General features: G+C 70.4%; 21 protein-coding genes, 1 tRNA gene and 1 pseudogene. 13 read left to right on the top strand and 10 right to left on the bottom strand.

What is annotated here, in order from left to right:
* Window positions 1-88: 88 nt before the first annotated feature.
* Entirely contained in the window at window positions 89-1,015 is a 927-nt protein-coding gene (locus DA075_RS13600) for a dihydrodipicolinate synthase family protein (protein WP_099953697.1), read from the bottom strand.
* Window positions 1,016-1,211: 196 nt separating this feature from the next.
* On the opposite strand from DA075_RS13600, the gene DA075_RS13595 reads away from it, so the two are divergent.
* The 4 genes from DA075_RS13595 to DA075_RS13580 all read left to right on the top strand — a co-directional run bounded on the left by DA075_RS13595 (window position 1,212) and on the right by DA075_RS13580 (window position 5,399).
* Window positions 1,212-2,063: a D-amino-acid transaminase gene (locus DA075_RS13595; protein WP_099953696.1), complete on the top strand. Its 852-nt coding sequence runs from the start codon at window positions 1,212-1,214 to the stop codon at window positions 2,061-2,063.
* 71 nt (window positions 2,064-2,134) lie between these two features.
* Window positions 2,135-2,497 (top strand): hypothetical protein, encoded by a 363-nt coding sequence (locus DA075_RS13590; protein ID WP_099953695.1) that lies wholly within the window; start codon window positions 2,135-2,137, stop codon window positions 2,495-2,497.
* A gap of 164 nt (window positions 2,498-2,661) precedes the next feature.
* On the top strand, window positions 2,662-3,954 hold the full coding sequence (locus DA075_RS13585; protein WP_099953694.1) for an adenylosuccinate synthase: 1,293 nt from the start codon (window positions 2,662-2,664) through the stop codon (window positions 3,952-3,954).
* A gap of 92 nt (window positions 3,955-4,046) precedes the next feature.
* On the top strand, window positions 4,047-5,399 hold the full coding sequence (locus DA075_RS13580) for a histidine kinase (protein WP_099953693.1): 1,353 nt from the start codon (window positions 4,047-4,049) through the stop codon (window positions 5,397-5,399).
* 87 nt (window positions 5,400-5,486) lie between these two features.
* On the opposite strand, the gene DA075_RS13575 is transcribed toward DA075_RS13580, so the two are convergent.
* Window positions 5,487-7,178, bottom strand: coding sequence for a methyl-accepting chemotaxis protein (locus DA075_RS13575; protein WP_099953692.1), 1,692 nt, complete (start codon window positions 7,176-7,178; stop codon window positions 5,487-5,489).
* A gap of 372 nt (window positions 7,179-7,550) precedes the next feature.
* Between DA075_RS13575 and DA075_RS13570 the strand changes: the two genes are divergently transcribed.
* Window positions 7,551-8,483: an AEC family transporter gene (locus DA075_RS13570; RefSeq protein WP_099953691.1), complete on the top strand. Its 933-nt coding sequence runs from the start codon at window positions 7,551-7,553 to the stop codon at window positions 8,481-8,483.
* A 33-nt stretch (window positions 8,484-8,516) separates the two neighbouring features.
* Here the strand turns inward: DA075_RS13570 and rpoH are convergent, their stop codons facing one another.
* The gene (gene rpoH, locus DA075_RS13565; protein WP_048447606.1) at window positions 8,517-9,407 is read right to left on the bottom strand and encodes an RNA polymerase sigma factor RpoH; all 891 of its coding nucleotides are present in this window, start codon (window positions 9,405-9,407) and stop codon (window positions 8,517-8,519) included.
* A gap of 290 nt (window positions 9,408-9,697) precedes the next feature.
* Window positions 9,698-10,687 (bottom strand): RluA family pseudouridine synthase, encoded by a 990-nt coding sequence (locus DA075_RS13560; RefSeq protein ID WP_420813142.1) that lies wholly within the window; start codon window positions 10,685-10,687, stop codon window positions 9,698-9,700.
* 103 nt (window positions 10,688-10,790) lie between these two features.
* Here DA075_RS13560 and DA075_RS13555 point away from each other — a divergent pair.
* Window positions 10,791-10,866, top strand: a tRNA-Glu gene (locus DA075_RS13555).
* Window positions 10,867-10,904: 38 nt separating this feature from the next.
* Here DA075_RS13555 and DA075_RS13550 read toward each other — a convergent pair.
* The 3 genes from DA075_RS13550 to DA075_RS13540 form a co-directional block, all read right to left on the bottom strand.
* Window positions 10,905-11,360, bottom strand: coding sequence for a hypothetical protein (locus tag DA075_RS13550; protein WP_099953689.1), 456 nt, complete (start codon window positions 11,358-11,360; stop codon window positions 10,905-10,907).
* A gap of 276 nt (window positions 11,361-11,636) precedes the next feature.
* Complete coding sequence (otnC, locus tag DA075_RS13545; protein ID WP_099953688.1) at window positions 11,637-12,317, bottom strand: 3-oxo-tetronate 4-phosphate decarboxylase; 681 nt, start codon at window positions 12,315-12,317, stop codon at window positions 11,637-11,639.
* Window positions 12,314-13,360, bottom strand: coding sequence for a LacI family DNA-binding transcriptional regulator (locus DA075_RS13540; RefSeq protein WP_099953687.1), 1,047 nt, complete (start codon window positions 13,358-13,360; stop codon window positions 12,314-12,316). The genes otnC and DA075_RS13540 overlap by 4 nt, the downstream gene beginning before the upstream one ends.
* A 216-nt stretch (window positions 13,361-13,576) precedes the next feature.
* On the opposite strand from DA075_RS13540, the gene ltnD reads away from it, so the two are divergent.
* From ltnD to otnK, 3 genes are all read left to right on the top strand, one after another.
* A complete protein-coding gene (ltnD, locus tag DA075_RS13535; protein ID WP_099953686.1) occupies window positions 13,577-14,497 on the top strand; it encodes an L-threonate dehydrogenase in 921 nt (306 codons plus the stop codon).
* Window positions 14,498-14,769: 272 nt separating this feature from the next.
* Window positions 14,770-15,555, top strand: coding sequence for a 2-oxo-tetronate isomerase (otnI, locus tag DA075_RS13530; protein WP_099953685.1), 786 nt, complete (start codon window positions 14,770-14,772; stop codon window positions 15,553-15,555).
* The gene (gene otnK / locus DA075_RS13525) at window positions 15,552-16,820 is read left to right on the top strand and encodes a 3-oxo-tetronate kinase (RefSeq protein ID WP_099953684.1); all 1,269 of its coding nucleotides are present in this window, start codon (window positions 15,552-15,554) and stop codon (window positions 16,818-16,820) included. The genes otnI and otnK overlap by 4 nt, the downstream gene beginning before the upstream one ends.
* Before the next feature lie 150 nt (window positions 16,821-16,970).
* Here the strand turns inward: otnK and DA075_RS13520 are convergent, their stop codons facing one another.
* Together DA075_RS13520 and DA075_RS13515 are read right to left on the bottom strand one after the other, a co-directional pair.
* Window positions 16,971-17,192: a hypothetical protein gene (locus tag DA075_RS13520; RefSeq protein ID WP_099953683.1), complete on the bottom strand. Its 222-nt coding sequence runs from the start codon at window positions 17,190-17,192 to the stop codon at window positions 16,971-16,973.
* Between the two features lie 51 nt (window positions 17,193-17,243).
* Window positions 17,244-18,659, bottom strand: a pseudogene (locus tag DA075_RS13515) (ComEC/Rec2 family competence protein); the annotation flags it as partial.
* A gap of 3,074 nt (window positions 18,660-21,733) precedes the next feature.
* On the opposite strand from DA075_RS13515, the gene DA075_RS13505 reads away from it, so the two are divergent.
* The 4 genes from DA075_RS13505 (at window position 21,734) to DA075_RS13485 (ending at window position 24,834) form a co-directional block, all read left to right on the top strand.
* Window positions 21,734-22,201, top strand: a complete 468-nt coding sequence (locus DA075_RS13505; RefSeq protein ID WP_099953681.1) for a hypothetical protein — start codon at window positions 21,734-21,736, stop codon at window positions 22,199-22,201.
* Window positions 22,202-22,341: 140 nt separating this feature from the next.
* Entirely contained in the window at window positions 22,342-22,659 is a 318-nt protein-coding gene (locus tag DA075_RS13500) for a hypothetical protein (protein WP_099953680.1), read from the top strand.
* The gene (locus DA075_RS35980; RefSeq protein WP_123834283.1) at window positions 22,656-23,900 is read left to right on the top strand and encodes a relaxase/mobilization nuclease domain-containing protein; all 1,245 of its coding nucleotides are present in this window, start codon (window positions 22,656-22,658) and stop codon (window positions 23,898-23,900) included. The genes DA075_RS13500 and DA075_RS35980 overlap by 4 nt, the downstream gene beginning before the upstream one ends.
* A 292-nt stretch (window positions 23,901-24,192) precedes the next feature.
* Entirely contained in the window at window positions 24,193-24,834 is a 642-nt protein-coding gene (locus DA075_RS13485) for an SH3 domain-containing protein (RefSeq protein ID WP_164712320.1), read from the top strand.
* A 205-nt stretch (window positions 24,835-25,039) separates the two neighbouring features.
* Here DA075_RS13485 and DA075_RS13480 read toward each other — a convergent pair whose 3' ends face one another.
* Window positions 25,040-25,420 (bottom strand): class III extradiol ring-cleavage dioxygenase family protein, encoded by a 381-nt coding sequence (locus DA075_RS13480; RefSeq protein WP_210207037.1) that lies wholly within the window; start codon window positions 25,418-25,420, stop codon window positions 25,040-25,042.
* Window positions 25,421-25,436: the final 16 nt, after the last annotated feature.

Here is a 25,436-nt window from a genome sequence, read left to right as displayed (position 1 = left end):
GATGCGAAAGCGTCCGGCGCATCAGCGCCGGCGCCCATTCGGGCTTAGCCAGCGCCTTCGAACGAGTCCGTTCGAAGGCGCGGCGGTATCACATCCGCGCCCGCGGGTCGTGCCTCCCCAACCGCTCCAGCAGGAAGTCCACCTCCGCCTTCGCCGTCGCCGACAATCCGGCCCCCGGCTTGCGCTGGGCGTCCGACGCCAGGATGCCGCGGCGCATCAGCACGTATTTGCGCACCGCGAGACCTAAGCCCGGCTGCTGCTCGTAGCGCAGGAGCGGCAGGTGGGCGTCGAAGATGTCGTGGGCGCGCTCGCGCTCGCCGGCCGCGGAGAGCCGCACCACGTCGACCAGCATCTCCGGGAAGGCGTAGCCGGTATTGGCGCCGTCCGCTCCGCGCTCGCACTCGAAGTCGAGGAACAGGCCGCCATTGCCGCACAGGATCGAGATCGGGCGCAGCGAGCCGTCGCGCTGGAAGGCGCGCAGAGCGGAGATTTTCTCCAGCCCCGGCCAGTCCTCGTGCTTGAGCATGACGCAGTTCGGGTTGTCGGCGACGATGCGGCGGATCACGCCGGGCGTCATCACCACGCTCAAGGTCAGCGGGTAGTCTTGGATCACGAACGGCACGTCGGGCCCGATCACCTCGGCGGCCTGGGCGTAGTAGCCGACGATCTGGTCGTCGGTGCGCAGGGAGGGCGGTGGGGCGATCATCACGGCGGCCGCACCCGCATCCATCACGGCGCGGGTGAGCGAGCCCATCGCGGCGAAGCCCGGAGCCGAGACGCCGATGACCACGGGCAGCTTGGTGCGCCGGATCACCCGCGAGGCCAAGGCCACCGCCTCGGCGCCGTCGAGCTTGGGCGCCTCGCCCATGATGCCGAGGACGGTGAGTCCGGTCGCGCCGATCTCGCCGTAGAAATCGGTCATCCGGTCGACCGAGGCCTCGTCGATGCGGCCGTCCGGATGGAACGGGGTCGGGGCGATGGGGAAGACGCCCTTCGCGTCGGGGGTGAGCCGCATGTCGTTTCCTCTCGTGTTCGCCGGACGATAGGTCGTGGGTGGCGTCCCGCGCAACCGCCGCGGGCCCCGGCCGCCTGCCTGTGTCACGCAAGGCGGGGCGGCCGGAATCCCGCTTGCGGCCGGGCTCCGGCTGGTGCTTCAAGGGCCTCTTGTTCGAGCACGGCCGCGTCGGCGGCGCCGCGAGAGGAAGACCCGCATGTCCCGCATCGTCTATGTCAACGGCCGCTTCGTGCCCTTCGAAGAGGCGACGATCCCGATCATGGACCGCGGGTTCTTGTTCGCCGACGGCATCTACGAGGTGAGCGCGGTGCTGAACGGCCGCCTCGTCGACAACGAGGCCCACCTCGCCCGCCTCGACCGCTCGCTGGGCGAGATCGGCATCCGCAATCCCCACTCGATCGCCGAGTGGACGCGGCTCGAGGAGGAGCTGGTCACCCGCAACGACCTCAAGGAAGGCCTCGTCTACATGGAGGTGACCCGTGGGGTGGCCGAGCGCGACTTCGCCTTCCCGCCCGAGGGCACGCCGCCGACCGTGGTGATGTTCACGCAAGCCAAGAACGTCTCGGCGAATCCCCTGGCCGAGCGCGGCGCCAAGGTCATCACCGTCGAGGACCTGCGCTGGAAGCGCCGGGACATCAAGTCGGTCGCCCTGCTCGCCCAGGTCCTGGCCAAGCAGCAGGCCGCCGCCGCCGGCGTCGCCGAGGCCTGGATGCACGAGGACGGGTTCGTCACCGAGGGCGGATCCTCGACCGCCTTCATCATCACCGAGGACGGCCGCATCGTCACCCGCCCGCTCTCGACAGCTCTGCTTCCCGGCATCACCCGCCGGGCAGTGATGCGGCTCGCCGAGGAGAACGGCCTGACGGTGGAGGAGCGCGCCTTCACGGTCGAGGAGGCGAAGCAGGCCGCCGAGGCGTTCTTCACCTCGGCCTCCGCCTTCGTGATGCCGGTGACCGAAATCGACGGGACCCGCGTCGGCGGCGGCCAGCCCGGCCCGATGACCCGGCGCCTGCGCGGCCTCTACCTCGAGATGGCGGTCGCCGGCTAAAGCCAAGCGGGGCCGGAACTGACCGGTGTCGGCCCTGTTTCCCTCGGGAGACCCCTGATGGGAGAAGCCGAATGTCCAAGCTGATGCGCGGCGGGCTCGCCGTGCTGGCGATCGTCGCCGGTGCCACCGCCGCCCTCGCCCAGTCGCCCGAGGTGCCCCTGAAGGCGCGCGACCGCGACCCGAACCTGCCGCCCCTGAACCAGACCATCCCCGAGAAGGTCCGGCCGGGCGACGCGACCTCGAACGCCGACAAGACCGACACCACCGGCTCGACCCTGAGCGACAAGCTCCAGCAATCGGACGGGGTGATCAAGCCGCCGGCCACCGGCGCCCCCGACATGGCGGTGAAGCCCCCGGAGCCGACCCCGAACTCGACCCCGGTGATCAAGCCGGGCGAGCTGCCGGGCCAGGGCCCGAACACCCAGGCCAAGTAGAGCCGAAAACCTCCGCGCATGGCACATCTCCCGGGCGCAGCTTGATTTCCCGGCCGGGATCGCCGAAGAGCGCACACGCGTGACACCATTCGCAGCCGATCAGCCCCGCGCCTTTCCGTGCGCCGGGGCTTTTCGCGCGGCGGGCAGGGACGGGTATTTGTGATATGGCGAACGTCGTCGTCGTGGGCGCCCAGTGGGGCGACGAGGGCAAGGGCAAGATCGTCGACTGGCTCTCCGAGCAGGCCGACGTCGTGGTCCGCTTCCAAGGCGGGCACAATGCCGGCCACACCCTCGTGATCGACGGCGTGACCTACAAGCTGTCGCTCTTGCCGTCGGGCGTGGTGCGCGGCGGCACGCTCTCGGTCATCGGCAACGGCGTCGTGGTCGATCCCTGGCACCTCGTCGAGGAGATCGCCCGGATCGGCCAGCAGGGCGTGACGATCACGCCGGAGAACCTGCGCATCGCCGACAACGCGACGCTGATCCTGCCGCTGCACCGCGAACTCGACCACTTTCGCGAGACCTCGAACGCGGTGCTCAAGATCGGCACCACCAAGCGCGGCATCGGCCCGGCCTACGAGGACAAGGTCGGCCGCCGGGCGATCCGCGTCGTCGACCTCGCCGACGCCGAGATGCTCGACGCCAAGATCTCGCGGCTGCTCGCCCACCACAACGCCCTGCGCCGGGGCCTCGGCATCGAGGAGATCGACGGCGCGGCCTTGAAGGCCGAGCTTCTGGCCATCGCGCCGAAGATCCTGCCCTTCGCCGACACGGTGTGGTCGCTCCTCGACGATGCGCGGCGCTCGGGCAAGCGCATCCTGTTCGAGGGCGCGCAAGGCGCGCTCCTCGACGTCGACCACGGCACCTATCCGTACGTGACCTCCTCGAACATCGTGGCGGCGCAGGCGGCCACGGGGTCGGGCCTCGGCCCGGGGGCGATCGGCTATGTGCTCGGCATCGTCAAGGCCTACACCACCCGGGTCGGCGAGGGGCCGTTCCCGACCGAGCTCACCGACGCGATCGGCGAGCGGATCGGCGAGCGCGGCCGCGAGTTCGGCGTCGTCACCGGGCGCAAGCGCCGCTGCGGCTGGTTCGACGCCGCCCTGGTGCGCCAGACCGTGCGGACGTCCGGCATCGACGGCATCGCGCTCACCAAGCTCGACATCCTCGACGGGTTCGACACGATCCAGATCTGCACCGGCTACCGCCTCGACGGCCGCGTGATCGACCACCTGCCGGCGAGCCAGGCCGACCAGGCCCGGGTCGAGCCGATCTACGAGGCCTTCGAGGGCTGGAGCGAGACCACCGCGGGCGGGCGCTCCTGGGCCGACCTGCCGGCCCAGGCGATCAAGTACGTGCGCCGGATCGAGGAGCTGATCGGCGCGCCGGTGGCCCTGCTCTCGACCTCGCCGGAGCGGGACGACACCATCCTGGTCCACAACCCCTTCGAGGATTGAGGGGAAATTGGAGGATTGAGGGGAATCCTGCGCACACGAAGGCGGGCGAAGCTTGACGCCCGCCGCCCCGCACGACAAGGCATGCGGCGACCATGGCCGATTACTATCCCCTGCTCGCCCGTGCCCTCGAGGCCCTGCCGGACCGCTCGCCCGACCTGCGGCACACGGTCTATGAGCGCGCCCGCGCGGCGCTGATCGGCCAGCTTCGCTCCCTCGACCCGCCCCTGTCGGAGACCGACATCGAGGCGGAGCGCGTCTCCCTCGACCGGGCGATCGCCCGGCTCGAGATCGAGCATGGCGGCGTGCCCGAGCCGGATCCCGCGCCCGGCGCGCCGCCCCCTGCCCCGGAACCGCCGCGGCCTGTTTCGCCAGCGCCGCGGCCACCGGACGTCGTCCAGCCGCCCCAGGCCGGCGAGCCCCCCCGCACCGCGTCTCCCGCGCCGCTGCCGGAGCCGCCCGTCGAGGCGGCGGCCCCGCACCACGCCGACGCCCTGCCGGAGGCCGGCCCGCCGGTCGAGCTGAAGCTGCCGCCGACGCGGCCGCGGCACGCCGATGCCGCCGAGGACGCGCCCGGCGCGGAGACCACGAATTCCCAGCGCCCCCGGCTCGACGTGGTGGTGCCCAAGCGCGACCGCTCGCGCCTGGTCCGCAACGGCATCGTGGCGGCGGTGCTGGCGGCGGTCGTCGGCGCGATCGCCGTGACGGCCTGGTCCCTGCGCGACAATCCCGCCGCCCTGCCGACGGGCTTCGCCGAGAACGGTCCCAACCGTCCGGCCGAGAACCAGGATTCGAAATTCGCCGACCGGGTCGGCGGCGAGCGCGCCGCGCCGGCGCCCGCTCCGGCCCCCGCCCCCGCCGCGCCCCAGCAGGGCGGCCCGGCCCGTCCCTCGCCGACGCCCGACATCGCGGTGGCGCAGCGCGGCACGCTCTACGAGGAGAACGGCCCGCAGGGCTCGGCGCCGAAGGCCACGCAGGCCCGGGTGGTCTGGCGCCTCGATGCGATCAATGCCGGCCAGGGCCAGCCGCTCCAGACCGTGGTGCGCGCCACGATCGACGTGCCCGATGCGGGCCTGAGCCTCGCCCTGGTCCTGCGCCGCAACACCGACGCGACGCTGCCGGCCTCGCACATCATCGAGCTCACCTTCACCACGACCGACCAGAACCGCACCGTGCGCGACGTCGGCCTGATCCAGTTCAAGGACGACGAGTCGGGCCGCGGCTCCCCGGTCTCCGGCCTGCCGGTGCCGGTGCGCGACAACCTGTTCCTGATCGGCCTCTCCAACCTGAAGGCCGATATCGAGCGCAACAGCGACCTGCTGCTCAAGCGCAACTGGATCGACCTCCCGCTCCGCTACGCCAACGGCAACCGCGCGATCCTGACCTTCGAGAAGGGTAATGCCGGCGAGAAGGTGATGCGGGAGGCCTTCGCGCAGTGGCAGCCGTGAGCCGCCGCATCCCGGCCGACCAGCCATAAGCGGGACGGGGCCCGTCGGCGCGACGGCCCCCGTCCAAGTGAAGGCTCGCGATCGTCCTCACGCCGCCCGGATCGTGGCGAGGAAGCGCGCGACCTCGGACGTGAGGTGCTCGGACTGGCGCGACAATTCGGAGGCCGAGGCCAGCACCTGGGAGGCCGCCGCGCCCGTATCCTCGGAGGCGCGCGCCACGCCCGCGATGTTGCCGGTGACCTCGGACGTGCCGCTGGCCGCCTGCGCCACGTTGCGGACGATCTCCTGGGTGGCCGCGCCCTGCTCCTCGACGGCAGCGGCGATCGAGGCCGCGACGGCGTTGATCTCCTGGATGCGTTCGGTGATGGTGCCGATGGCGCCGACCGCGCGGCTCGTCACGCCCTGCACCTGGCCGATGCGCTGGCCGATCTCCTCGGTGGCCTTGGCCGTCTGCGCGGCGAGCTCCTTCACCTCGGCCGCCACCACGGCGAAGCCGCGTCCGGCCGCCCCGGCCCGCGCCGCCTCGATCGTGGCGTTGAGGGCGAGCAGGTTCGTCTGGCCGGCGATCGAGGAGATCAGCCCGACCATGGCGCCGATCTGTTCGGCGGCCTGGCTCAGCTGCTGCACCAGCTGCGAGGTCTGGTCGGCCTCGTCCACCGCGGCCTGGGCCAGGCCGGCCGAGCCGGCGACCTGCCGGCCGATCTCCTGCACCGCGTTCCCCAGCTCCTCGGCCGCCGCCGCCACCGTGCCGACATTGACCGAGGCCTCCTCGGCGGCTGCCGCCACCGTGGTCGACTGGGCCGCCGTCTCGGAGGCCGCCGCGGTCATCTGCTGCGCCGTCGCCTGAAGCTCCGTGGCGGAGGACGAGACGATGCCGACGACGCCGCCCACCGCGCGCTCGAACCCGTCGGCCAGCTCGATCATCGTGCGCCGGCGCTCCTGCGACGCGGCAGCGTCGGCGAGGCGCTTGATCTCGGCCTGCTCCGCGGCCTTCCGGGCCGCCATCGCCTTGATGCCCTCGACGGCGCGGCCGACGGCGCCGACCTCGTCGCCGCGGGCCGCTTCCTTGATCTCGGCGTCGATCTCGCCGGCGGCCATGCGCTGCAACACCACGACGAGCCGCCCGAGCGGACGCGTGATGCCAAACACGGAGATCAGGATCGCCGCCAGGAGACCGGCGGCCATGCCCGCAGTGCTGAGGCCGATCAGGTTGAAGCGGGTGGCGTTGGTCTCGTCGGTGAGGCTGTCCGACCCCTTCTCCATGAAATTGCGGATGTCGTCGGCGAGCGCCGTGCCCTCGTCGACCATCGCCTTGAAGGTCGGGTCGATCTTCCGGTGCACGAGGTCGATCGCTTCGGCGTTGTGGTTGGCCGAACCGAGGCGGCGCACCTCGACGACGTCCTTCATGAAGCGCTCGACGCGGGCGGCCTGGGCGTCGAGGCGGGACGTGAAGGTCGGCGCCTCGCTCCGCAGGTCGGCCAAGGCCTTCGTCATCACCGGCATCGCAGCCTGGAACCCGGCATCGGCGCCCTTCATCTGGGCGTCCTCGGTCTCGGCGATGATGCGGTAGACCCAATAATTGAGCTCGTAGGCGAGGCCGTTCACCCGGCGTGCGGTCGCGACGGCCCGCGCCTCCCGCGTGATGAACAGGCTGTAGGCATCGTCGATGCTCGTCATCCGCGATTGCGCGTACCAGACGCAGCCGCTGACGATGACGCTGATCAGCGCGATGACGCCGGCGAGCTTATATAGGATTTTAAAGCTAGATAGCCTCAGCATGGACCGCCCCCATATCAGACTTCCTGGCTATTCCCGGATGGTTAACAAAAAGTGCCGTTGTGTCAGGTATCGGACGTGTCACCGTTATTTGGAGCGGAGACGACCGTAAGCCCCGGCGCGTCCGGGCAGCGGCCATCCAGCGCCGCTCGGGATTTCGTCTCCCCCTGCGTCATTGAAGAGCCCGGCGCATGGCTCCGGTCGAGGGCGTGCCCGGCCGGATCCCGTCGATCCGCGCATGGCCGCCCCTCCCGGGACCGGCTGGGACGAGGCGGTCCGGCGCGCTAGGCTGAGCCGTGGTCCCCACCCGGGACCCGCCGCGGGCCTCGCCCGCCCGGCTCCGCCCGAGGATAGCTCCACCTTGAACCCCGCCCCATGACCGGCGCCGTCCTGCTGGCCCTCCTGCCGATCGTCATCCTGACAGCCCTCGGCCTGACCCTGCGCCGCCGCCGCTTCCTCACGGAGAGCTTCTGGCCGCAGGCCGAGCGGCTCGGGTACTTCGTGCTGCTGCCGAGCCTTTTCTTCCACAGCCTCGCCACCGCGCGGGTCGAGGCGGTGCCGGTGGGCGCCCTCGCCCTGACCCTGATCCTCTCGACGCTCGTGGTAGCGGCCCTCGTCGTCGCCCTGCGGCCCGTCATGCGGATCGACGGGCCGGCCTTCACTTCGGTGTTCCAGGGCAGCGTCCGCTTCAATAACTATGTCGGGGTCACCCTGGCGGCCGGGCTGTTCGGAGCGCAGGGGATCGCGCTCGCGGCGATCTGCAACGCGGCGATCGTGCCCACGGTCAACGTCTTGTGCGTGCTGGTCTTCGCCCGCCACGGCGCGGCCAGGCTGACGCCGCGAGGCATCGTGCGGCAGCTCGCCACCAACCCGCTGATCGTGTCGTCGCTCGCGGGGCTGGCCTTCCGGCTCCTGGGCTGGGGGCTGCCGCCTGGGCTGGAGCCGGCCCTGCGCACGCTGGGCGCAGCCTCGCTTCCGATCGGCCTGCTCTGCGTCGGGGCGGCGCTCGAATTCGAAGGGGCGCGGGCCTGGCTGCGGCCGGTGGTCTCGGCCTCGGCGATGAAGTTCCTGGCGATGCCGGCGGCGACCCTGCTGGTCGCCTCGCTCCTCGGCCTGCACGGGCCGGCCCTGACCACGGCCCTGCTGTTCCAGGTGCTGCCCACCGCCTCCTCGGCCTATATCCTGGCCCGCCAGCTCGGCGGCGATGCGCCACTGATGGCGGGCATCACGGCGGTGCAGACCGTGCTGGCCCTGGTGGCGATGCCGCTGGTGCTGATCGGCCTCTCGGCCTTCGTGCCGATGGGGTGACGCGCCGATGGCAGAGGGCCGGTGCCGGCTTCCCTATGCCGGCACCCCCGCCCGCGGCGCCTCGCGGGTGGCGAGGTTGCGCTTCACCGCATCCTGGACCTTCTCGAAGGCCCGCACCTCGATCTGCCGCACCCGCTCGCGGGAGACGCCGAACTCGCTCGACAGGTCCTCCAGCGTGATCGGGTCGTCGGCGAGGCGGCGGGCCTCGAAGATCCGGCGCTCGCGCGGGTTGAGCACGCCGAGGGCGTCCTTGAGGGCGGCGAGGCGGTTCTGCCCCTCCTCCTCGCGGGCGAGCACGGTCTCCTGCGTCGGGCTGTCGTCGACGAGCCAGTCCTGCCACTCGCCCTCGCCCTCCTCGCGCAAGGGCGCGTTGAGCGATGCGTCGCCGCCGAGGCGGCGGTTCATGTCGATCACGTCCTGCTCGGGGACCCCGAGGCGGGTGGCGATCTGCTTGACCTGGTCGGGGCGCAGGTCGCCCTCGTCGAGGGCGGAGATCCGGCCCTTGGCCTTGCGCAGGTTGAAGAACAGCTTCTTCTGGTTCGCGGTCGTGCCCATCTTCACGAGCGACCACGAGCGCAGAATATATTCTTGAATCGCCGCCTTGATCCACCACATCGCATAGGTGGCGAGGCGGAAGCCCTTGTCGGGGTCGAAGCGCTTGACGGCCTGCATCAGGCCGACATTGCCCTCGGACACCACCTCGCCGATCGGCAGGCCGTAGCCGCGATAGCCCATGGCGATCTTGGCCACGAGCCGCAGGTGGGAGGTCACGAGCTTGTGGGCGGCATCGCGGTCACCGTGCTCGCGCCAGCTCTTGGCGAGCATGTATTCCTCCGTCGGCTCCAGCATCGGAAACCGGCGGATCTCGTCGAGGTAGCGCGACAGGCCCCCTTCGTTGGCGAGCACGGGAAGTGCAGCAGCCATTCCAACCTCCTCAAAGCTCCCCGCAAGACATGGGCGAGCGCGAACGACCTCCCGTTGGCCGGTCGTTCGATCTGCCACCATAGCAGAGAGCCGTCCGGCCGGGTAGCGACGGGTGTCGCGACTAACGCGTGAAGCGGCGTTTTGTGCTGCCGTGGCGGTTCGCCGCGTGCGGTGCCGCACTGCCGCAGGGTGAGCCGCGGGCCCGCCCCCGTCAATGAGACGTCCGGGGCGGGGGTTTTCGTCCCGCCAAGGTCTTACAAACCTCCGTCAGGCGCGCCGGACCGGGCGTTTCAGGGCGTCAGCGCCGCGATCAGCCGGGCCATGTCGGCCGGCGGCGGGCTCTCGAAGCGTAAGGATTCGCCCGTGCGGGGATGGCGGAAGCCGAGCAGAGCCGCGTGCAGCGCCTGGCGTCCGAGCGCGTCGAGCGCCGCGCGGGCCTCCGCTCCCAAGCGATTCGCCTTGGTGCGGAACGCCGCGCCGTAGACCGCATCCCCGAGCAGGGGATGGCCGCGATGCGCCAGATGCACGCGGATCTGGTGGGTGCGCCCGGTCTCGAGCCGGCAGCGCACCAGCCCCACCGGCTCCTGCGTCCCGAGCGCGGCCTCCAGGCGGTAATGGGTGATCGCGTGGCGGCCACGGCCCTCGCGCACCACCACGATCTTCTCCCGGTTGCGCTCCGAGCGCGCGAGCGCGGCGTCGATCGTGCCGGTGGCGGGAGCGGGCAGGCCCCAGACCAGGGCCAGGTAGGCCCGCTCCAGCGGCCCGGTGCGGCCGTGATCGGCGAATTGCGCCGAGAGGTCCTGGTGGGCGAGGTCGGTCTTCGCCACCACCATCAGGCCGGTCGTGTCCTTGTCGAGGCGGTGGACGATGCCCGGCCGCGCGACCCCGCCGATGCCCGACAGGCTGGCGCCGCAATGGGCGAGCAGCGCGTTGACGAGCGTGCCCCTGTCGTTGCCGGCGCCCGGATGCACGACGAGCCCGGCCGGCTTGTCGATCACGATCAGGTCGTCGTCCTCGTGGACGACCGCGAGGTCGCGGGCCTCCGGCTCCGGCTCGGCCGGGCGCGGCGGCGGCACCGTCACGGCGACGCGCTGGCCGCCCACCACCTTGGCGGAGGGGTCGCCGGCGGCGGCGCCCTCCAGGGTCACCTGCCCGTCGCGGATCAGCGCCTGCAGGCGGCTGCGCGACAGATCCGGCCACAGCCGCGCCAGGGCCCGGTCCAGGCGCTCGCTCCCCTCCCCCGGCGGGATCACGCCGTCCCGCACGTCAGCCTCGCTCAAAACCACCACTCCAGACGCCTCGGTCGAAAACGTCGCCGGGATACGATTTCGGGCTTGTGCCCGTCCAGGCCCGTCGCTATACCGCCGCCATCCCGCCCGGCAAGCTCCCATCGTCTAGCGGTCCAGGACGTCGCCCTCTCACGGCGAAAACAGGGGTTCGAGTCCCCTTGGGAGCGCCAGGGCCGGAAATCTTCCGAGTCTTCTCGCGCTACGCTGATTATCCGGCAGGCAGAAGCTCGAATTCTACTTCCTTCGCATAGAGCGATCCGGTGAGACCGATCGAGGTGCCGAACGCAACCTCGATGTCGCCGTCTGCGGGCCCTTCGCAGGTCGGCCATTCGGATCGGTCCGGAGTCGCGGGCAGGCGTCGGACCGTCAGTTCCGAGATGATGGACATTGCGTCGCCAGCCAGGCTCAGCCCGGTGACGTGGCGCAGACGGATGACCACCTGCGTGTGCCGATCGAGGATGAAACAACCTGTCTCGTCGGTCCGATCCGTTATTCGGAACGCCCTGAGCGTGAGTGACGCGCTGCCATTCGCGATGGTGATGCTTTCCAGGGTGGCATCGTGGAAGCTCGGGCAGAATCCGAACCAGTCGATCACGGCCCGTCCGCCCGGGAGGGACGAGAAGAGCGCCTTGTCGGTAGTCACCCAGGCGGAATCGTCAGCCATGATCGCAGTGATCCGCCGTCTCGGTTAGAATAGAAAGATAATACCGCCGCGCCTTCGAACGGACTCGTTCAAAGCGGCTGGCTAAGCCCGAACGGGCGCCGGCGCTGATGCGCCGGACGCTTTCGCATCGACGTGTCGATGCGAAAGCGCGATGGCATAAGACTCTGCTTGCCTTGCGCGACAGTCTTGACACTCTTCCGGTCATTCCGGGCTCGGCTACGCGGCCCCGGAATGACCCCGTTGTGTTAAGGCTGTCGGGGCTCGTCAAGCGAGCCATCAATGCTCGTGCCCATGCTCCGGCAGCGTCAGGCCGAAATGCGCCACCAGGTCCTGCACCTGCGCCGGGGTCAGGTGGCGCGGGTTGAGGTTGCGCAGGAGCAGGTAGAGCTTGGCGGTCTCCTCCAGCTCCTCGGTGGCGAAGACCGCCGCCTCCAGGGTGTCGCCGGCGACCACGGGCCCGTGATTGGCGAGCAGCACCGAGGAATAGTGCCCGGCCAGGCCCCGGATCGCATCCGCCACCGCCGGGTCGCCGGGTCGGTAATACGGCACCAGCGCCACGGCCCCGGCCCGCATCAGGCTGTAGGGGGTCAGCGGCGGCAGCACCGCGCGGGGGTCGACCTCCGGCAGCATCGAGACGGCGACGGCGTGGGTGGAGTGGAGATGGACGATCGCCCGGGCCTCCGCCCGGCTGTCGTAGAGGGCGCCGTGGAGCGGGATCTCCTTGGTGGGCTTGTCGCCCGACAGGAGCCGCCCGTCGCGGTCGAGGCGGGAGATCCGGGCGGGGTCGAGGAAGCCGAGCGAGGCGTTGGTCGGCGTCACCAGCCAGCCGCCGTCGTCGAGGCGCAGCGAGATGTTGCCCGACGAGCCCGGCGTCAGGCCGCGCTCGAACAGCGAGCGGCCGAAGCGGCAGATCGCCTCGCGCAGGGCCGATTCGCTCTTGGTCGATACATCCGTCACGCCGTCGCTCCCTCGATCAGCTCGAAGCCGAGATCCACCACCGTCGCCGGCCCCCCGGTGCAGAGGAGCCGGGCCGCCGTCGCGCCGGCCTCGACCCGCGGGGTGCGGATGGTGGCAAGCGGCTGCGGCATCAGCCGGCCGACATCGAGGCCGTTATAGCCGAACAGGGCCAGCCGTCCCGGCACCGCGATGCCGTGGGCGAGACAGTGGAAGTAGCCGCCGAGCGCCATGTCGTCGTTCGAGAAATAGGCCGCGTCGAGGTCCGGCACCCGCGCCAGCAGGGCCTCCAGCCCGTGCCGGCCGGCCTCGACCGAGGACGGGCTCGCCACCCGCTCCTCGCCGGCGAGCGCGAGCCCGGCCGCGCCCAGACCCTCGCGAAAACCCGCGTAGCGCTTGGCGGCGCGCCTGTCCTTGGTCAGGTCGTGGCCGATATAGCCGATGCGGCGATAGCCGCGGCCGGCGAGGTGGCGGGCGCTCGCCTCGCCGGCCGCGCGGTTGGAATAGCCGACCACGATGTCGAGCCCCGGCCCGTCGGTGTCGAGGAGCTCGGCCACCCGCACGCCGCTGGCCATGAGCCGGCGCCGCGTGCCCGGATTGTGCTCGAGCCCGGTGACGATCAGCCCGGCCGGGCGCCAGCTCAGGAGCGAGTCGACCACCGCCTCCTCGCGGTCCTGGTCGTAATCGGTGACGGCGATGACCGACTGGAAGCCCTCCTGGTCCAGGGCCGCCGTCGCGCCGCGCAGGAGGTCCGGGAAGACGATGTTGGTGAGCGAGGGGATGACGATGCCGATCAGCCGGGAGCCGGTGGAGGCCAGCGTCCCGGCGATGCGGTTCGGCACGTAGCCGAGACGCGCCACCGCCGCCTCGACCCGGGCCCGGGTCTTCTCCGAGAACGAGCCGTGGCTGCGCAGGACCCGCGACACCGTGCTCTCGCCGACCCGCGCCTCGCGGGCGACGTCAGCCAGGGTGATCGGGCGCCGGCCGATCCCGTCCCGCAAGCCCTCGTCCTCGGCCGCGAAGACCTCCTTGCCCCCCTCGTCCATCCGCCCTCCCGTCTCGACCCGGCACCTTGTCACGGACGCTCGGGAGCGCCACGATGTCATGGTTCCCGGGCCGGCTCAACGGATCCATGATCCGGATTGGCAGCGCTGCCAAATCGGTGCTAGAGCTTGGGACGGTGGCGCGGCGACAGATCGCGCAGGTTCGGGTCGGTCAGGGCCCGCACGGGCTGTGCGAGCGGCCCGAAGGGAGGAAAGCGCATGAGCGACACACCCGCCCGCGTCGCGGTGATCGGTCTCGGCTCGATGGGTTACGGCATGGCGCAGGCCCTGCGCCGGGCCGGCCTCGACGTTTCCGGCAGCGACGTCGTGCCCGACAACGTGGCGCGCTTCTCGGCCGAGGGCGGCCGTGGCGCCGCGAGCCCGGCGGACGCCGCGGCGGAGGCCGGAATCGTGGTCTGCGTCGTCGTCAACGCGGCCCAGACCGAGGCGGTGCTGTTCGGGCCGGACGGCGTCGCCGCGGCGATGCCGGAAGGCGCGGTGTTCGTCTCCTGCGCCACGATGGACCCGGAGATCGCCCGTCGCCTCGCCGCCCGTCTGGAGGCCACCGGCCGCCACTATCTCGACGCGCCGATCAGCGGCGGTGCCCAGCGCGCCGCGCAGGGCGAATTGACGATCCTCGCTTCGGGCAACGCGGCTGCCTTCGCGGCGGCGAGGCCCGCCCTCGACGCCATGGCGGCCAAGCTCTACGAGCTCGGCGATGCCGCCGGCCAGGGCGCGGCCTTCAAGATGATCAACCAGCTCTTGGCCGGGGTGCACATCGCCGCGGCGAGCGAGGCGATGGCCTTCGCGGCCCGCCAGGGGCTCGATCTGCGCAAGGTCTACGAGGTCATCACCGCCTCGGCCGGCAATTCCTGGATGTTCGAGAACCGGATGCCGCACGTGCTGGACGGCGATTACGCGCCGCGCAGCGCTGTCGACATCTTCGTCAAGGATCTCGGCATCGTGCAGGACATGGCCAGGTCCCAGAAATTCCCGGTGCCGGTGGCGGCGGCCGCGCTCCAGATGTTCCTGATGGCCGCCGGCGCCGGCATGGGCCGCGACGACGACGCGTCGGTGGCGCGGATCTACGCGCAGGTGACCGGGACGGCGCTGCCGGGTGGGACGGCCTCGACGTCTTGATGGACACGCAACTGGACTGAAGCCCTCCGCGTCATCCCGGGGCTCGCTGACGGCGGGAACCCGGGATCCATGGCCGCTGACGGTGCAGGGCAGGGCGGGCACCGTTCCACCTCATCCTGAAAGCTCAGGGTTCATGGATCCCGGGTTCCGCTTCGCGGCCCCCGGGATGACGCGGAGGGAAACCGTCACCGAATGGCCTGTTCGGACGGCTCCGGCAGCCCGAGGAAGCAGGCCCGCCAGGGCGCCGGCGCGCCGATCAAGGGAGGACATTCATGCCGCGCTTCGCCGCGAATCTGACCCTGATGTTCACCGAAGTCCCGTTCCTCGACCGTTTCGCGCAGGCCGCCGAGGCCGGGTTCGAGGCCGTCGAGTTCCTGTTTCCCTACGACCACCCGCCCGAGGCGGTCGGCGAGCGGTTGAAGGCGCACGGCCTGACGCAGGCCCTGTTCAACCTGCCGCCCGGCGACTGGGCCGCCGGCGAGCGCGGCCTCGCGGCGTTCCCCGGGCGCTTCGAGGAGCTGAAGGGCGGCGTCGAGACGGCGCTCGGTTACGCCCGCGCGACGGGCGTGAAGCGCCTGCACCTGATGGCCGGCATGGCCGACCGCGCCGACCGACAAGCGCAGGACTCGTACCGCCGGGCCGTCACCTGGACCGCGGAGCGCCTGCAGCAGGAAGGCCTCGACCTCGTCCTCGAGCCGATCAATGCCCGCAACATGCCGGGCTACTTCCTCAACGACTTCGGCTTCGCCGCCGACCTGATCCGCGACCTGGCGCTGCCGAACCTGAAGCTACAATTCGACCTCTACCACTGCCAGATCCTGCACGGCGACGTGACGATGCGCCTGCGCGAGCTGATGCCGATGATCGGTCACGTCCAGACCGCGAGCGTGCCGGAGCGGCACGAGCCCGGCAGCGGCGAGATGAACGACGCCTTCCTGTTCGCCGAGCTCGACCGGCTCGGCTATGACGGCTTCATCGGCTGCGAGTACAACCCGCGGGCCGGCACGCGCGAAGGGCTCGGCTGGTTCGCCCCCTACAAGGGAGCACGCGCATCATGACCCTGGCGCTGGGCTGCATCGCCGACGACTATACCGGCGCCTCCGACCTCGCCAACACGCTCACCAAGGCGGGCCTGCGCACGGTCCAGACCATCGGGGTGCCGGCGGACGATCTCGCGCTGCCCGAGGTCGATGCCGTGGTGGTCTCGCTCAAGAGCCGGTCGATCCCCGCGGAGGAGGCGGTGGCGCGCTCGCGCGAGGCTGCGGCGTGGCTCAACGCCAGGGGCGCCGGCCACCTCCTGTTCAAGGTCTGCTCGACCTTCGACTCCACTGATGCCGGCAATATCGGCCCGGTGACGGACGCGCTGCGTGTGGATGCCGGCGAGGCGGTCGCCCTCGTCACCCCGGCCTTCCCGGAGACGGCGCGCACGGTCTATCTCGGCCATCTCTTCGTCGGCGCGGTGCCGCTCCATGAGAGCCCGCTCAAGGATCACCCGCTCAACCCGATGCGGGATTCGAACCTCGTGCGGGTGCTGGCGCGCCAGAGCCGGGCGGAGGTCGGGCTGATCGATCTCGCGACGGTGGCGCAAGGCGCGGAGGCCGTGAGCGCCCAGCTCGACGCGCTCGCCCGCGAGGGCAAGGGTGCGGCGATCGCCGATGCGGTGCTCGACCGCGACCTCGCGGTGCTGGGCGCCGCCGCCCTGACCCGCAAGGTCTCGACCGGCGCCTCGGGACTGGGTTTAGGCCTCGCCCGCGCGCTCGTGGCGGCCGGCCGCGTCGCTCCGGCGGCGGCCGAGAGCGATCTCGGGAAGCCGATCGGCGGCCCGGCGGCCTGCCTCGCCGGCAGCTGCTCGCAGGCGACGCTCGGGCAGATCGCCCGGGCCGAGGCGGCGATGCCCGTGCGCCGCCTCGATCCGGCGCGGCTGCTCGCCGGCGAGGACGAGGCCGGCGCGGCCCTGGCCTGGGCGATGGAGCGGATCGGTGACGGTCCGGTGCTGATCGCCAGCAGCGCCGGCCCCGACGAGGTGGCCGCGGTCCAGGCGCAGTACGGCCGCGATGCCGCCGGCCACGCCATCGAGGCCGCGATGGCGCGGATCGCCGAGGGGCTGGTCGCCCGCGGGGTGCGCCGGCTGGTGGTGGCGGGGGGCGAGACCTCCGGCGCGGTGGTCGACCGTCTCGGGCTCCCGGCCTTCCGGGTCGGCCCCGAGATCGCCGCCGGCGTGCCGGTCCTGCGCACCACAGACCGGGACATGTGGCTGGCGCTCAAATCGGGCAATTTCGGCGGGCCCGACTTCTTCGCCGATGCGCTGCGGCTGATGCCGTAGCGTCGATATGAGGCCTGACCGGGCTCCGTCCGGTCAGGCCGGGCGAGCCTCGCCGCGGCGGGTCCGCACCACCAGCCTCACCTCCAGGTCGCCGTCCAGCTTCCCCAGGATGGTCATCGGCCGGTCGAGGGTGAAGCGGCGCAGCTGCGCCTAGCGGATGCGGGAGAACTCGCTGTGCGCCACCCCCGTCGCCGCCTCGGCGTCGCGGGTGGTGAGGCCTTCAACGCCTTCGAACGTCTTCGCCGTGGCGGGCATCGCTCCGTCGGCCGCGAGGGTCAGCGCGTCGAGGATTTCATCCTGTACGGCGGCGGGAAAAGTTCCGAACGCCTTCAGCGCTCCTTTCACCCGCGAGATCGGCCGCGCATTGCGCATGAATGCGACGGTGACAAATTTGTCGACTTTCCGCAGGGGCCTATTGGAGCATCACGGCTCACCCTGCCCCTCTGCCTCCTCGCCCTCCGGCGCGGCGGGCTGCATCGGCTGCGGCGCCACGCGCGGCACCAGCGCTGCGGGCGGCGCAGGCGCAGGCACTTTCACCACCGGTGCCGGCCGCCACGGCCGCGTCTCCCCCGGCCGCTTGGCGGTTTCGACCCGTACGCCCTCGGCCGTGAACCGCAGGGTCGTCGCCCCGTGCGCCGCCAGGAACTTTCTGTCGAGGATGTGCGCCGCGGCGCAACCGGGCGGCGCCTCCAGCCGGCTGACCACGACGGTCGCCCGGGCGCAATCCTCCGGGAAGGCGCGCTTGTCGCGCACCAGGGCGACGCTGACGTCCCGAGGGCCGTGGCCGACGCAGCCGAGCTTGTCGCAGCGGGCGCCCGCCTTCAGCCCGGGATCGTCGCGGGAGCGGCCGTCGCCGTCGGCCTTCAGCCATTGCTCCAGCACGAAGGCCGGGGGCCGGCCGAGCACCACGAGGCGCCCGTCGGCCCCGCGCAGGGCCGCGCCGCCGCCCTCGCGGTCGACGTAGAGGTCGCGGCGTTCGGGTGCGCCGGCCAGGGCAAGGCCGAGGAGGCCGGGGGCGAGGCCGAGCCAGCGCAGGCCCGATACCGGCAGCACCAGCAGCAGCAAAGCCAGGGTCATCAACCCGAGGGCGCCCGGGCCGAAGGCCGGCAGCACGAGGGTGGCGCGGTCGAAGCCCTGGATCCAGGCCGAGATCTCGATCATCCCGCGCACGGCGAGGCCCATCGCCCACCAGACCGGCCGGTCGAGGGCGAAGGGGTAGGCCAGGATGCCGAGCACCGCCGAGGGCATCACCACCAGCGAGACCAGCGGCAGGGTGAGCGCGTTGCCGACGAGGCCGAAGGGCTGCACGGTCTGGAAGTGGTAGGTGGCGAAGGGCGCGGTGGCGACCTGCGCCACCAGGGTGGTGGCGAGCGTGCCGACGACCGTGGCGAGGCACCAGGCCAGCGCCCGCGTGATCGGCCCAGCCCCCTCCGGGTTCCACAGCCGCCCGTCGATCAGCCGGGCGCAGGCGATGAGCCCGGCCACCGCCCCGAACGACATCTGGAAGCTCGGGCCGAGCAGCCCTTCCGGCTCGCGGGCGAGCGAGATCAGGGCTGCGAGCGCCAGGTTGCGCAGGCTCAGTGCCGGCCGGTCGACCAGGATCGCGCCGAGCATCACCAGGGTCATCACCAGGGAGCGCTCGGCCGCGAGGTCCCAGCCCGAGAAGGCGCAGTAGCCGGTGACCCCGACCATCGCGAGGGCGGCCGCGATCTTCTTGATCGGCCAGGCGAGCGCCAGCCCCGCGCCCAAGGCGAGGAGCGCCCGGGCGAGCCAGAACACCACGCCGGCGGCCAGCACCATGTGGAGGCCGGAAATCGAGACCCTGTTGGGAAGGTTGGCCGGCAGCGCGCCGGCCTTACCGAGGGCATCCGCGGGTCGCAACCTCGCCAAACGGCCGATCTTGGGGTTGCCGGGCAGGCGCTTAGGCCACCGCAGCCGGGGTCGCGCCAGCCGCAGCAAGTCGGGCACGGCGCTGACGGGCACGAGAGTTTCCGCCGGTGCCACCAGGAACACCTCCCGGCCGCCCGATACCTCGCGCTCGAACAGCCGGATTCCATTCTCCGCGAGCAGGGCTATCGCGGCCCGGATGGCCTCCATCTCCGGGCCCTCCTGGCCGGTCCCCGGCTTGTCGGCAATTTGTCGGAAAGGACCTGGAATGGAGCCATTTGCACGCTCCTGATCCCGCTTTGCCCCGAGAACCACCACCGTGCCACGGGTCGCACCGGGCACGTCACTCTGAATCCCTGAACCGCCCGGGTCCGGATCGTCGTCGTTGTCGGAAACCGGTTGGCTCACGTAAGCCCTTGCGTGCGTTGGCCGATATCCGATCCCGTCATCGTCCTCGCGGCGTGCCGGATAGAGCCCCCGCAGCGGCGTCTTGTCGGGGCCTTGTCGGAAAAGGGCGCCGCCGGACCTCCGGTCGAGGTCGCGCAGGAACGCTTCGGTGGCGACCCGCGGCGTGATCAGGAACTCGGGCCTGAAGCGCCCGTAGCCGTCGCTGATGTCCTCGATCTTGCGGTGACCCATCCACTTCTCTCGGTGCTCCTTGTCGACGGGGCGGACCGGGAAGTCGACGTCGGCGTGGCGCAGCCCCGTCGAGGCGTAGTCGCGCAGGCACGAGGGGCAAAGCTCCGGCATCGCGAGCTGCTGCCCGACAGCCCGGAGACGCTTGCCCGCGTCCTGGACCGTCAGCCCGGCGATCCACGGGCCCTCCCCCCAGGTCCGGAACTCGGCGAGTGCCGACCATGCGACGGGCAGCGACGGCCGCCACTTCGTGTCCCGCTGCCGGCGCCCTCGCGGATTCAGGTGGAACATCTCGCCCTGCAGCTGCGCCCCGCCGGCCTCCAGGGCGGCCTCCACCCGGCACGCGAAGGTCAGCATCGTCAGGGCCCATCGCCGCATCGGCTCGTCGTCGGCAAGGAGGGCAAGGACCCGGGCCATCCCGTCCGGGTCAGGGTGCCAGTTCCGCTTCTCCGGCTCGGGCACGTCGAGAACCTTGCACACCTTGTAGATGGTGTTGATGATCTTCGGACGCGAAAGCGATCGGATCTGCGCGTCGTCGTCGCCGTTCGCCCCCCAGTTCACGACCCGGGTGATGAACTGCATGATGTGGATGACGGTCGACGTCGCGTAGCCGCGGGCGTGGACGTCCCGGATGATCGCCTTCTGCAAGCCGGGCGTCAGGCGCGAGACGCGCGTCTCGGAGCACAGCCTCTCGATGGTGGGGAACGCCATGCGCGAGGCGGTCGTCCACGCACCGTTGTGCTCCGGGCTTTCCAGGAAGTCGGCTATGAGGTCGGCGAGGAGGGGATCGCGGTCGCGGTCGGACACGATGACGCCGCGGCGCGCGGCCTTCAGAACCGCGGGATCGAAGCCGGCGTCCTTGAAGGCGCTCAATCGTTCGACGGCGACCTTGAGATCGCCCGTGCCAAGCGAAGCACGGCGGCGGTCCCCGCCTCCGTAGGACGGGTCGTACCACCAGGCGTAGAGGGTGCTCCCGCCCGGGAGGGGCGCGATGCAGACGTCCCCGTCCCGGTAGAGGACGCCGTCGGCGAGGGCTTTTCCACGGGTTTTCGGCACGCGACGAACTCCTCGTCCAACAAGGCGTCAAGGAACGGCTCCAGCTCGCTGAGCCGGTAGAAGACCCGCCGCTTGCGGCGAAGGAACCCGATGCGCCCGGCCTGGCGGGCACGCCGCAGCTCCTTGTCCTCAAGGAGGTGGCCGAAGCGCCGGAGCGCCTCCTCCTCCGCGATGAGGTCCTCGCTGATCGGGACGTGCCCGTCCGGCCCGCGACCGCGCGGCCCAGGGATGAATTCACTCACAGCCACCCTCTATTGCCATGGCCCGCCCCACCTCGCAAGGCAAAAAATCGTTTGTTATGAGATACTTGTGCCGAAGGATCGTCCAATCGATTCTTGTAGGAAAGGCCCTGAAGGCTCGCCGCGACGCATGAGGGCATACCCACTGGCGGTTCTCGGTGGGGACGGAGGAATGGTTCGACGAAGGCTGTCGGCACTGACCTATCGGGGGGCGTGGCACCCGGCGCCAAGCATCGTGCGTGCATCCTGATGCCAGGCGGGAACTCGGCTATTCCATGGGGTCCACGGGGCGGAGCCCCTGGTCGGCTTTCCCGAAGGGAGAACGAACTGGCGGGCATGCCCGCCATGGCTGGCTCTGCCCTCCCCGAGACAGGCGCGCCGGCTTTCGGGGCATGCGCGAATTTGGGCGGCCTCTTCAGTGGCTGGGCTTGAGCACCCCGTTGGCGACGCGATCGCTGAGCCGGCGGGGATGCCGATGCAGAGCGTGCCGGAGGGCGAGGCCTCCCGCTTATGCCAAGAAGGCGAACCAGTGCGTCGAACATCATGGGTCTCCGGATGGAAGCCCAATTGTTCCTATGCGATCCCGTTTATCCAAATCTTCGACCTTGTCTGACGAAAGGACATACAACAACAAGCCATAGCTGTCATGCGAATATGGCACCAATCTCCGCGATATCCGCACGAATCAGCGCTCAGGATTTTAGCATTACATTATTGCGACGCCCGCAGAATGGCGTTGTTTCTTGATTGGCTGCCTGACCGATTCGCCAGTGCCGCCAACGCATTGGCTTACCTGTTAGAACATGATTTCGCCGATAAAGAGAGAATTTTATACAATATTGCTATCTTGGATTGTATCCTAAATTACATGGCATGATCACAAGTATAATAATTCGGTATTCATTATACATTCCGGCCTCTCAGAGGCAAATACTCATCTCATACAGCGTGTGTGGAGGGTTATTTGTCATGCTGCTACGTAAAATAGGCATTTTAATCAAATCTTATCGATCTACGCTCTCGCAAGCCTTGCCGGACCCACCATCTCGAACAGAGGAAGATCGGAAGCCCGCTGCCCCGATGCGATCCTCCGGCATGCGGCTCCTCGCGCTGTCGACCGCGACGCGCGACTACGCGAGGCGAGTGGACAACGGTACCCTCGCGACGGCTCGGGATCGGGATCTCGCACCGCTCATAGAGGCCATGGGGCCGTGGATCTGGACGTGGCAGCGGGCGCTCCACCTCACCGATCAACGTCCCTGGCGGGCGCGCCCGGATGCCGACGAGCGCATCGAGCGAAGCATCGTCGCCCGAACCATGATGCAGGACATCGATACCTGGGAACGTGCGGTGGCGCGCCTCGATCGCCTCACCGCAGAGGCTCGCCTGCTCGAACTGCCGGCGCCCGAACCGCTACCGGTGCCCGACGAGGTCCAGGACGCTATAGCCCGCCGCCGGGATGCGGCCCGCAAGCGGATCTCACGGCGGCGCGGCCAAGACGATGCCGGCAGTGACGGCCCCGCCCCGGCGCCACCGGAGCCGGAAGGCCCCACCAAGCGGTAGGCCCGCCCCAATCCAGATACCCCAAGTTAGTACGGAGCTTTCGAGTGAGTGCGAACGAGACACCGCGATCGACCACGGCGGCAATCGGCGGAGATGTACCCAGGCGCAGGGGGCGCCCGCGTAGCGAGGTTCGCCTCGACATGCGGTTCGTGGTCCGGATGAGCCACGATCTCGGCAACGCCATCGCGGTCGAGGCGCGCCGGGACGGCATCACGGCGGGGGCCTGGGCCCGGCGCCAGCTGCTCGACCGGATAGGCTTGACCTCCCCGCTGGACGCCAAGAGCCATAACGTGCTGCCGATGCCCAGCGAGGACGTGAAGGCCATATCGGCCGCGGTCCGCGAGTTGGCCTCGGTTAACGCCGCGATCAGCCTTTCCGACGCGCCCGCGGCCAAGGCAGGATTGGATCGGGCTCGGGCCCTGCTGATCCCCGTCCTGATGAAACAGCCGCGGCGGTGATCTCCGGGGCTGTCCGCGGGCAAGGTGCCGGGGACGCTCTCGCCCGGCATCTCCTCAAGGCCGAGAACGATACCGTCACCGTCATTGCGGCGCGCGGCCTCGGTGCGACCGGGCTGGTGGATCAGGTGCGGGAACTCGTGGCGCTGTCGGTGGGCGGCCGGACCGACCGCCCGATCTACCATGTCCACGTCAACCCGGATCCGGGGATCCGCAACGAGGCCGCCGCCCGCGCGCGATGGTGGAGGTTGTTCGAGGCGGAGTTCGGGCTGCAGGACCAGCCCTACTGTGGTGTGGTGCACGTCAAGGGCGGTCGCGGGCACGAGCACCGCGTCTATGGCCTCGTCCGGGCGAACGGGAAGGTGGCCGACCTGGCGTGGGATTTTCCGCGTCGGGAAAAGTGCAGCAGGATCGTCGAGTTCGAGGCCGGCCTGTCGCCGGTTGCGTCCAAGCACGCCCGTTCGATTGTCCAGCGCCTGCGCGCCGACGGCCGGGCCGACGTGGCCGCTTGGCTCGTGGCCCACGGTTCAACGAAGGCGGCCCGCCCGGTCGCGGCGACATCCCCGCAGGAGCGCCTGATCGAGGAGCGCACCGGCGTGCAACTGGAAGAGGTGCGACGCCTGGCGCTCGCCGCCTGGCGCGCGAGCGCGGATGGCCCGGGCTTCCATGCCGCCCTGGAGGTTCGGGGGCTCGCCCTGCGCCAGGGTCGGAAAGGGCCGGTGATCGTGGATGGCGCCGGCACCGCGCACCTGGTGACGCGAGTCATCGGGGCCGCGGCAAGGCGGCTCGAAGGAAACCGCATCCTGGCCGCGGAGGTACGGGCCCGGGTGCACGGAATCAAGCTGGAAGGGCTCGGGAATGGACACGGAACTCGCGCAACGCCTCGACGCGCAGGAGCGCCTGCTGCACGTGATTGTGTCGGCGCTGGCGTCGGAGTGCCCGGAGGGATCGTCGGGGTTCGACGACCTGATCGAGGTCTTGGCCGACCTGACGGAGGCGGTAGCAGACATGTCGCAGGCGGTGCGGTCCCTGCACTCGGACGTCTTCGCGCGCTTCCCGCCGTCCGGGCACTGACGCTGCGTCGGCGCCTGTCGGGATTGGACCCGACCGTCGCATCGTGCCTGGCAGCGACCGAACGCGCCCGAGCGGCGGTCGCCCGGATCGAGGAATGGAATGCCTGCGAGAAGGAGCGTGCCTGGAGGCTGTGGGGGATGACCGACATCTGGGGCGTCCCCCTGAGATGAAGGAATGCCCGGCGACGGCACCAGCAGAGAAAACCCACGGATTGTCTGGCCTCCCCGTCCATTCCTTGCCAGCCGAGCCCGACCGAAGATCCGATAGCGCCCGGACCTCGGCCGTGCTGCGGGGCCCAGGAAAGTCCCGGTTCAAACCTGCACGGCCCGGTTGACCATATGCCACGCCTCGGCAACCTTGGCGCTGGGCTTCCGAGGTCGTCACATGCCGCAGCGCGGGCGCAGATCCTCCAAGGGCGGAGGTGGCTTACCTCTCGCGCTCATGCTCGTCGTGGGTGGGCCGTTGCTCCTGTTCGGGGCCTTCTCCGGCCCGACGAAGCCGCGCCTGGATCCGCCGACGTCCTATGCCTCGTTGCAGCCTGGCCCGGCGCCGGTGGGCCTTGCCCAAGCGCCCGTCGAGGCCCGCGACAGGCCGAGCCCGCAGCCCGCGGTGGAGCCCCCCGTCTCCCCGGCCGCCGCCAAACCACCGGCCACCGAGACGCTGTTCGTTTCCGGACGCAAGGTCGCGTTGCGTGCCGAGCCCAGCGCCCAAGGCAAGGTCGTCGACCGCTACGGGTCCGGGCAGCCCGTCGAGGTGCTGGAACGCGGCGAGGAATGGATCCGCGTTCGGCATCGGCCGACGCAGCGTGAAGGGTGGATCCAGGCTAAGAGGCTCCGGGCGGAGCCCCTGGTGCAGGAGGCGAAGGAGCAGCCCAAGCCGGCCACGGTCGCCCCCAAGCTGTCCTCGGCGGAAATCGCGAAGATCCTGATTGCGGATTCAATCGCGGCGTACCCGGGTCCCTGCGCCTGCCCCTACCAGAGCGCCCGCAACGGCTCCTCCTGCGGCCGTCGAGCCGCTTACGTCCGACCTGGCGGCTACTCGCCGCTCTGCTACGCGAAGGACATCACCCCGGAGATGGTGGCGGAGTACCGTGCGAGCCATTGACGACGCGCATGCCACTCGGGGACATCGTCCGGCGGTCGGCATGAACGACCGGACGCGGAAGGAGCGGCGGGCGCCGGCGGGCGCCGGCGGGGCGCATGCCGTGGTGTTCAAAGCTCCTTGATCCAGGTCGTGTTCGTCGCGCTTGCGCCCAAGTCTGACAGAGGAAAGGAGCAGCGGGGATCCGCAAAAGGCCACGCCTCGCTCGTTAAGTTTCCTCGCGATCACTTCCGAGTATCCGATCCACGGTTAGGAACGCCGCCCTCAACCTGTCGCGAACATCGACGAGCACCGCGGCGGTGGCGACGTCGTGTCGATGCGCCAGGATCAGAAATACGAACAGTACCTCGTTGGAGCGCTCGACCAGCGAGACGAGGTGCTCCCCGCTCGGAGCGAAACGTCCGGCTAACCAATTCTTTGCCGCACGCTCGCTGGCGCCCGTCCATTGCGCCACCGTCTTCACCGCGGCGTGTGAGTTGCCGAGCTCCCTCCGCAGGGCCTTAGCGATCTCCGTGGCGACCGTGCCTTCCGAAACGGGAGGTCTGTCCCCGCCGACTGGAAACTTGTTGCTCTCTTTCGGAAACGACATTCCCAACCTCCTGTCA

Origin of the sequence: Methylobacterium currus (assembly GCF_003058325.1) — a bacterium.
Taxonomy (GTDB): Bacteria; Pseudomonadota; Alphaproteobacteria; order Rhizobiales; family Beijerinckiaceae; genus Methylobacterium; species Methylobacterium currus.
This window is presented reverse-complemented; position numbering and strand designations above follow the sequence as displayed.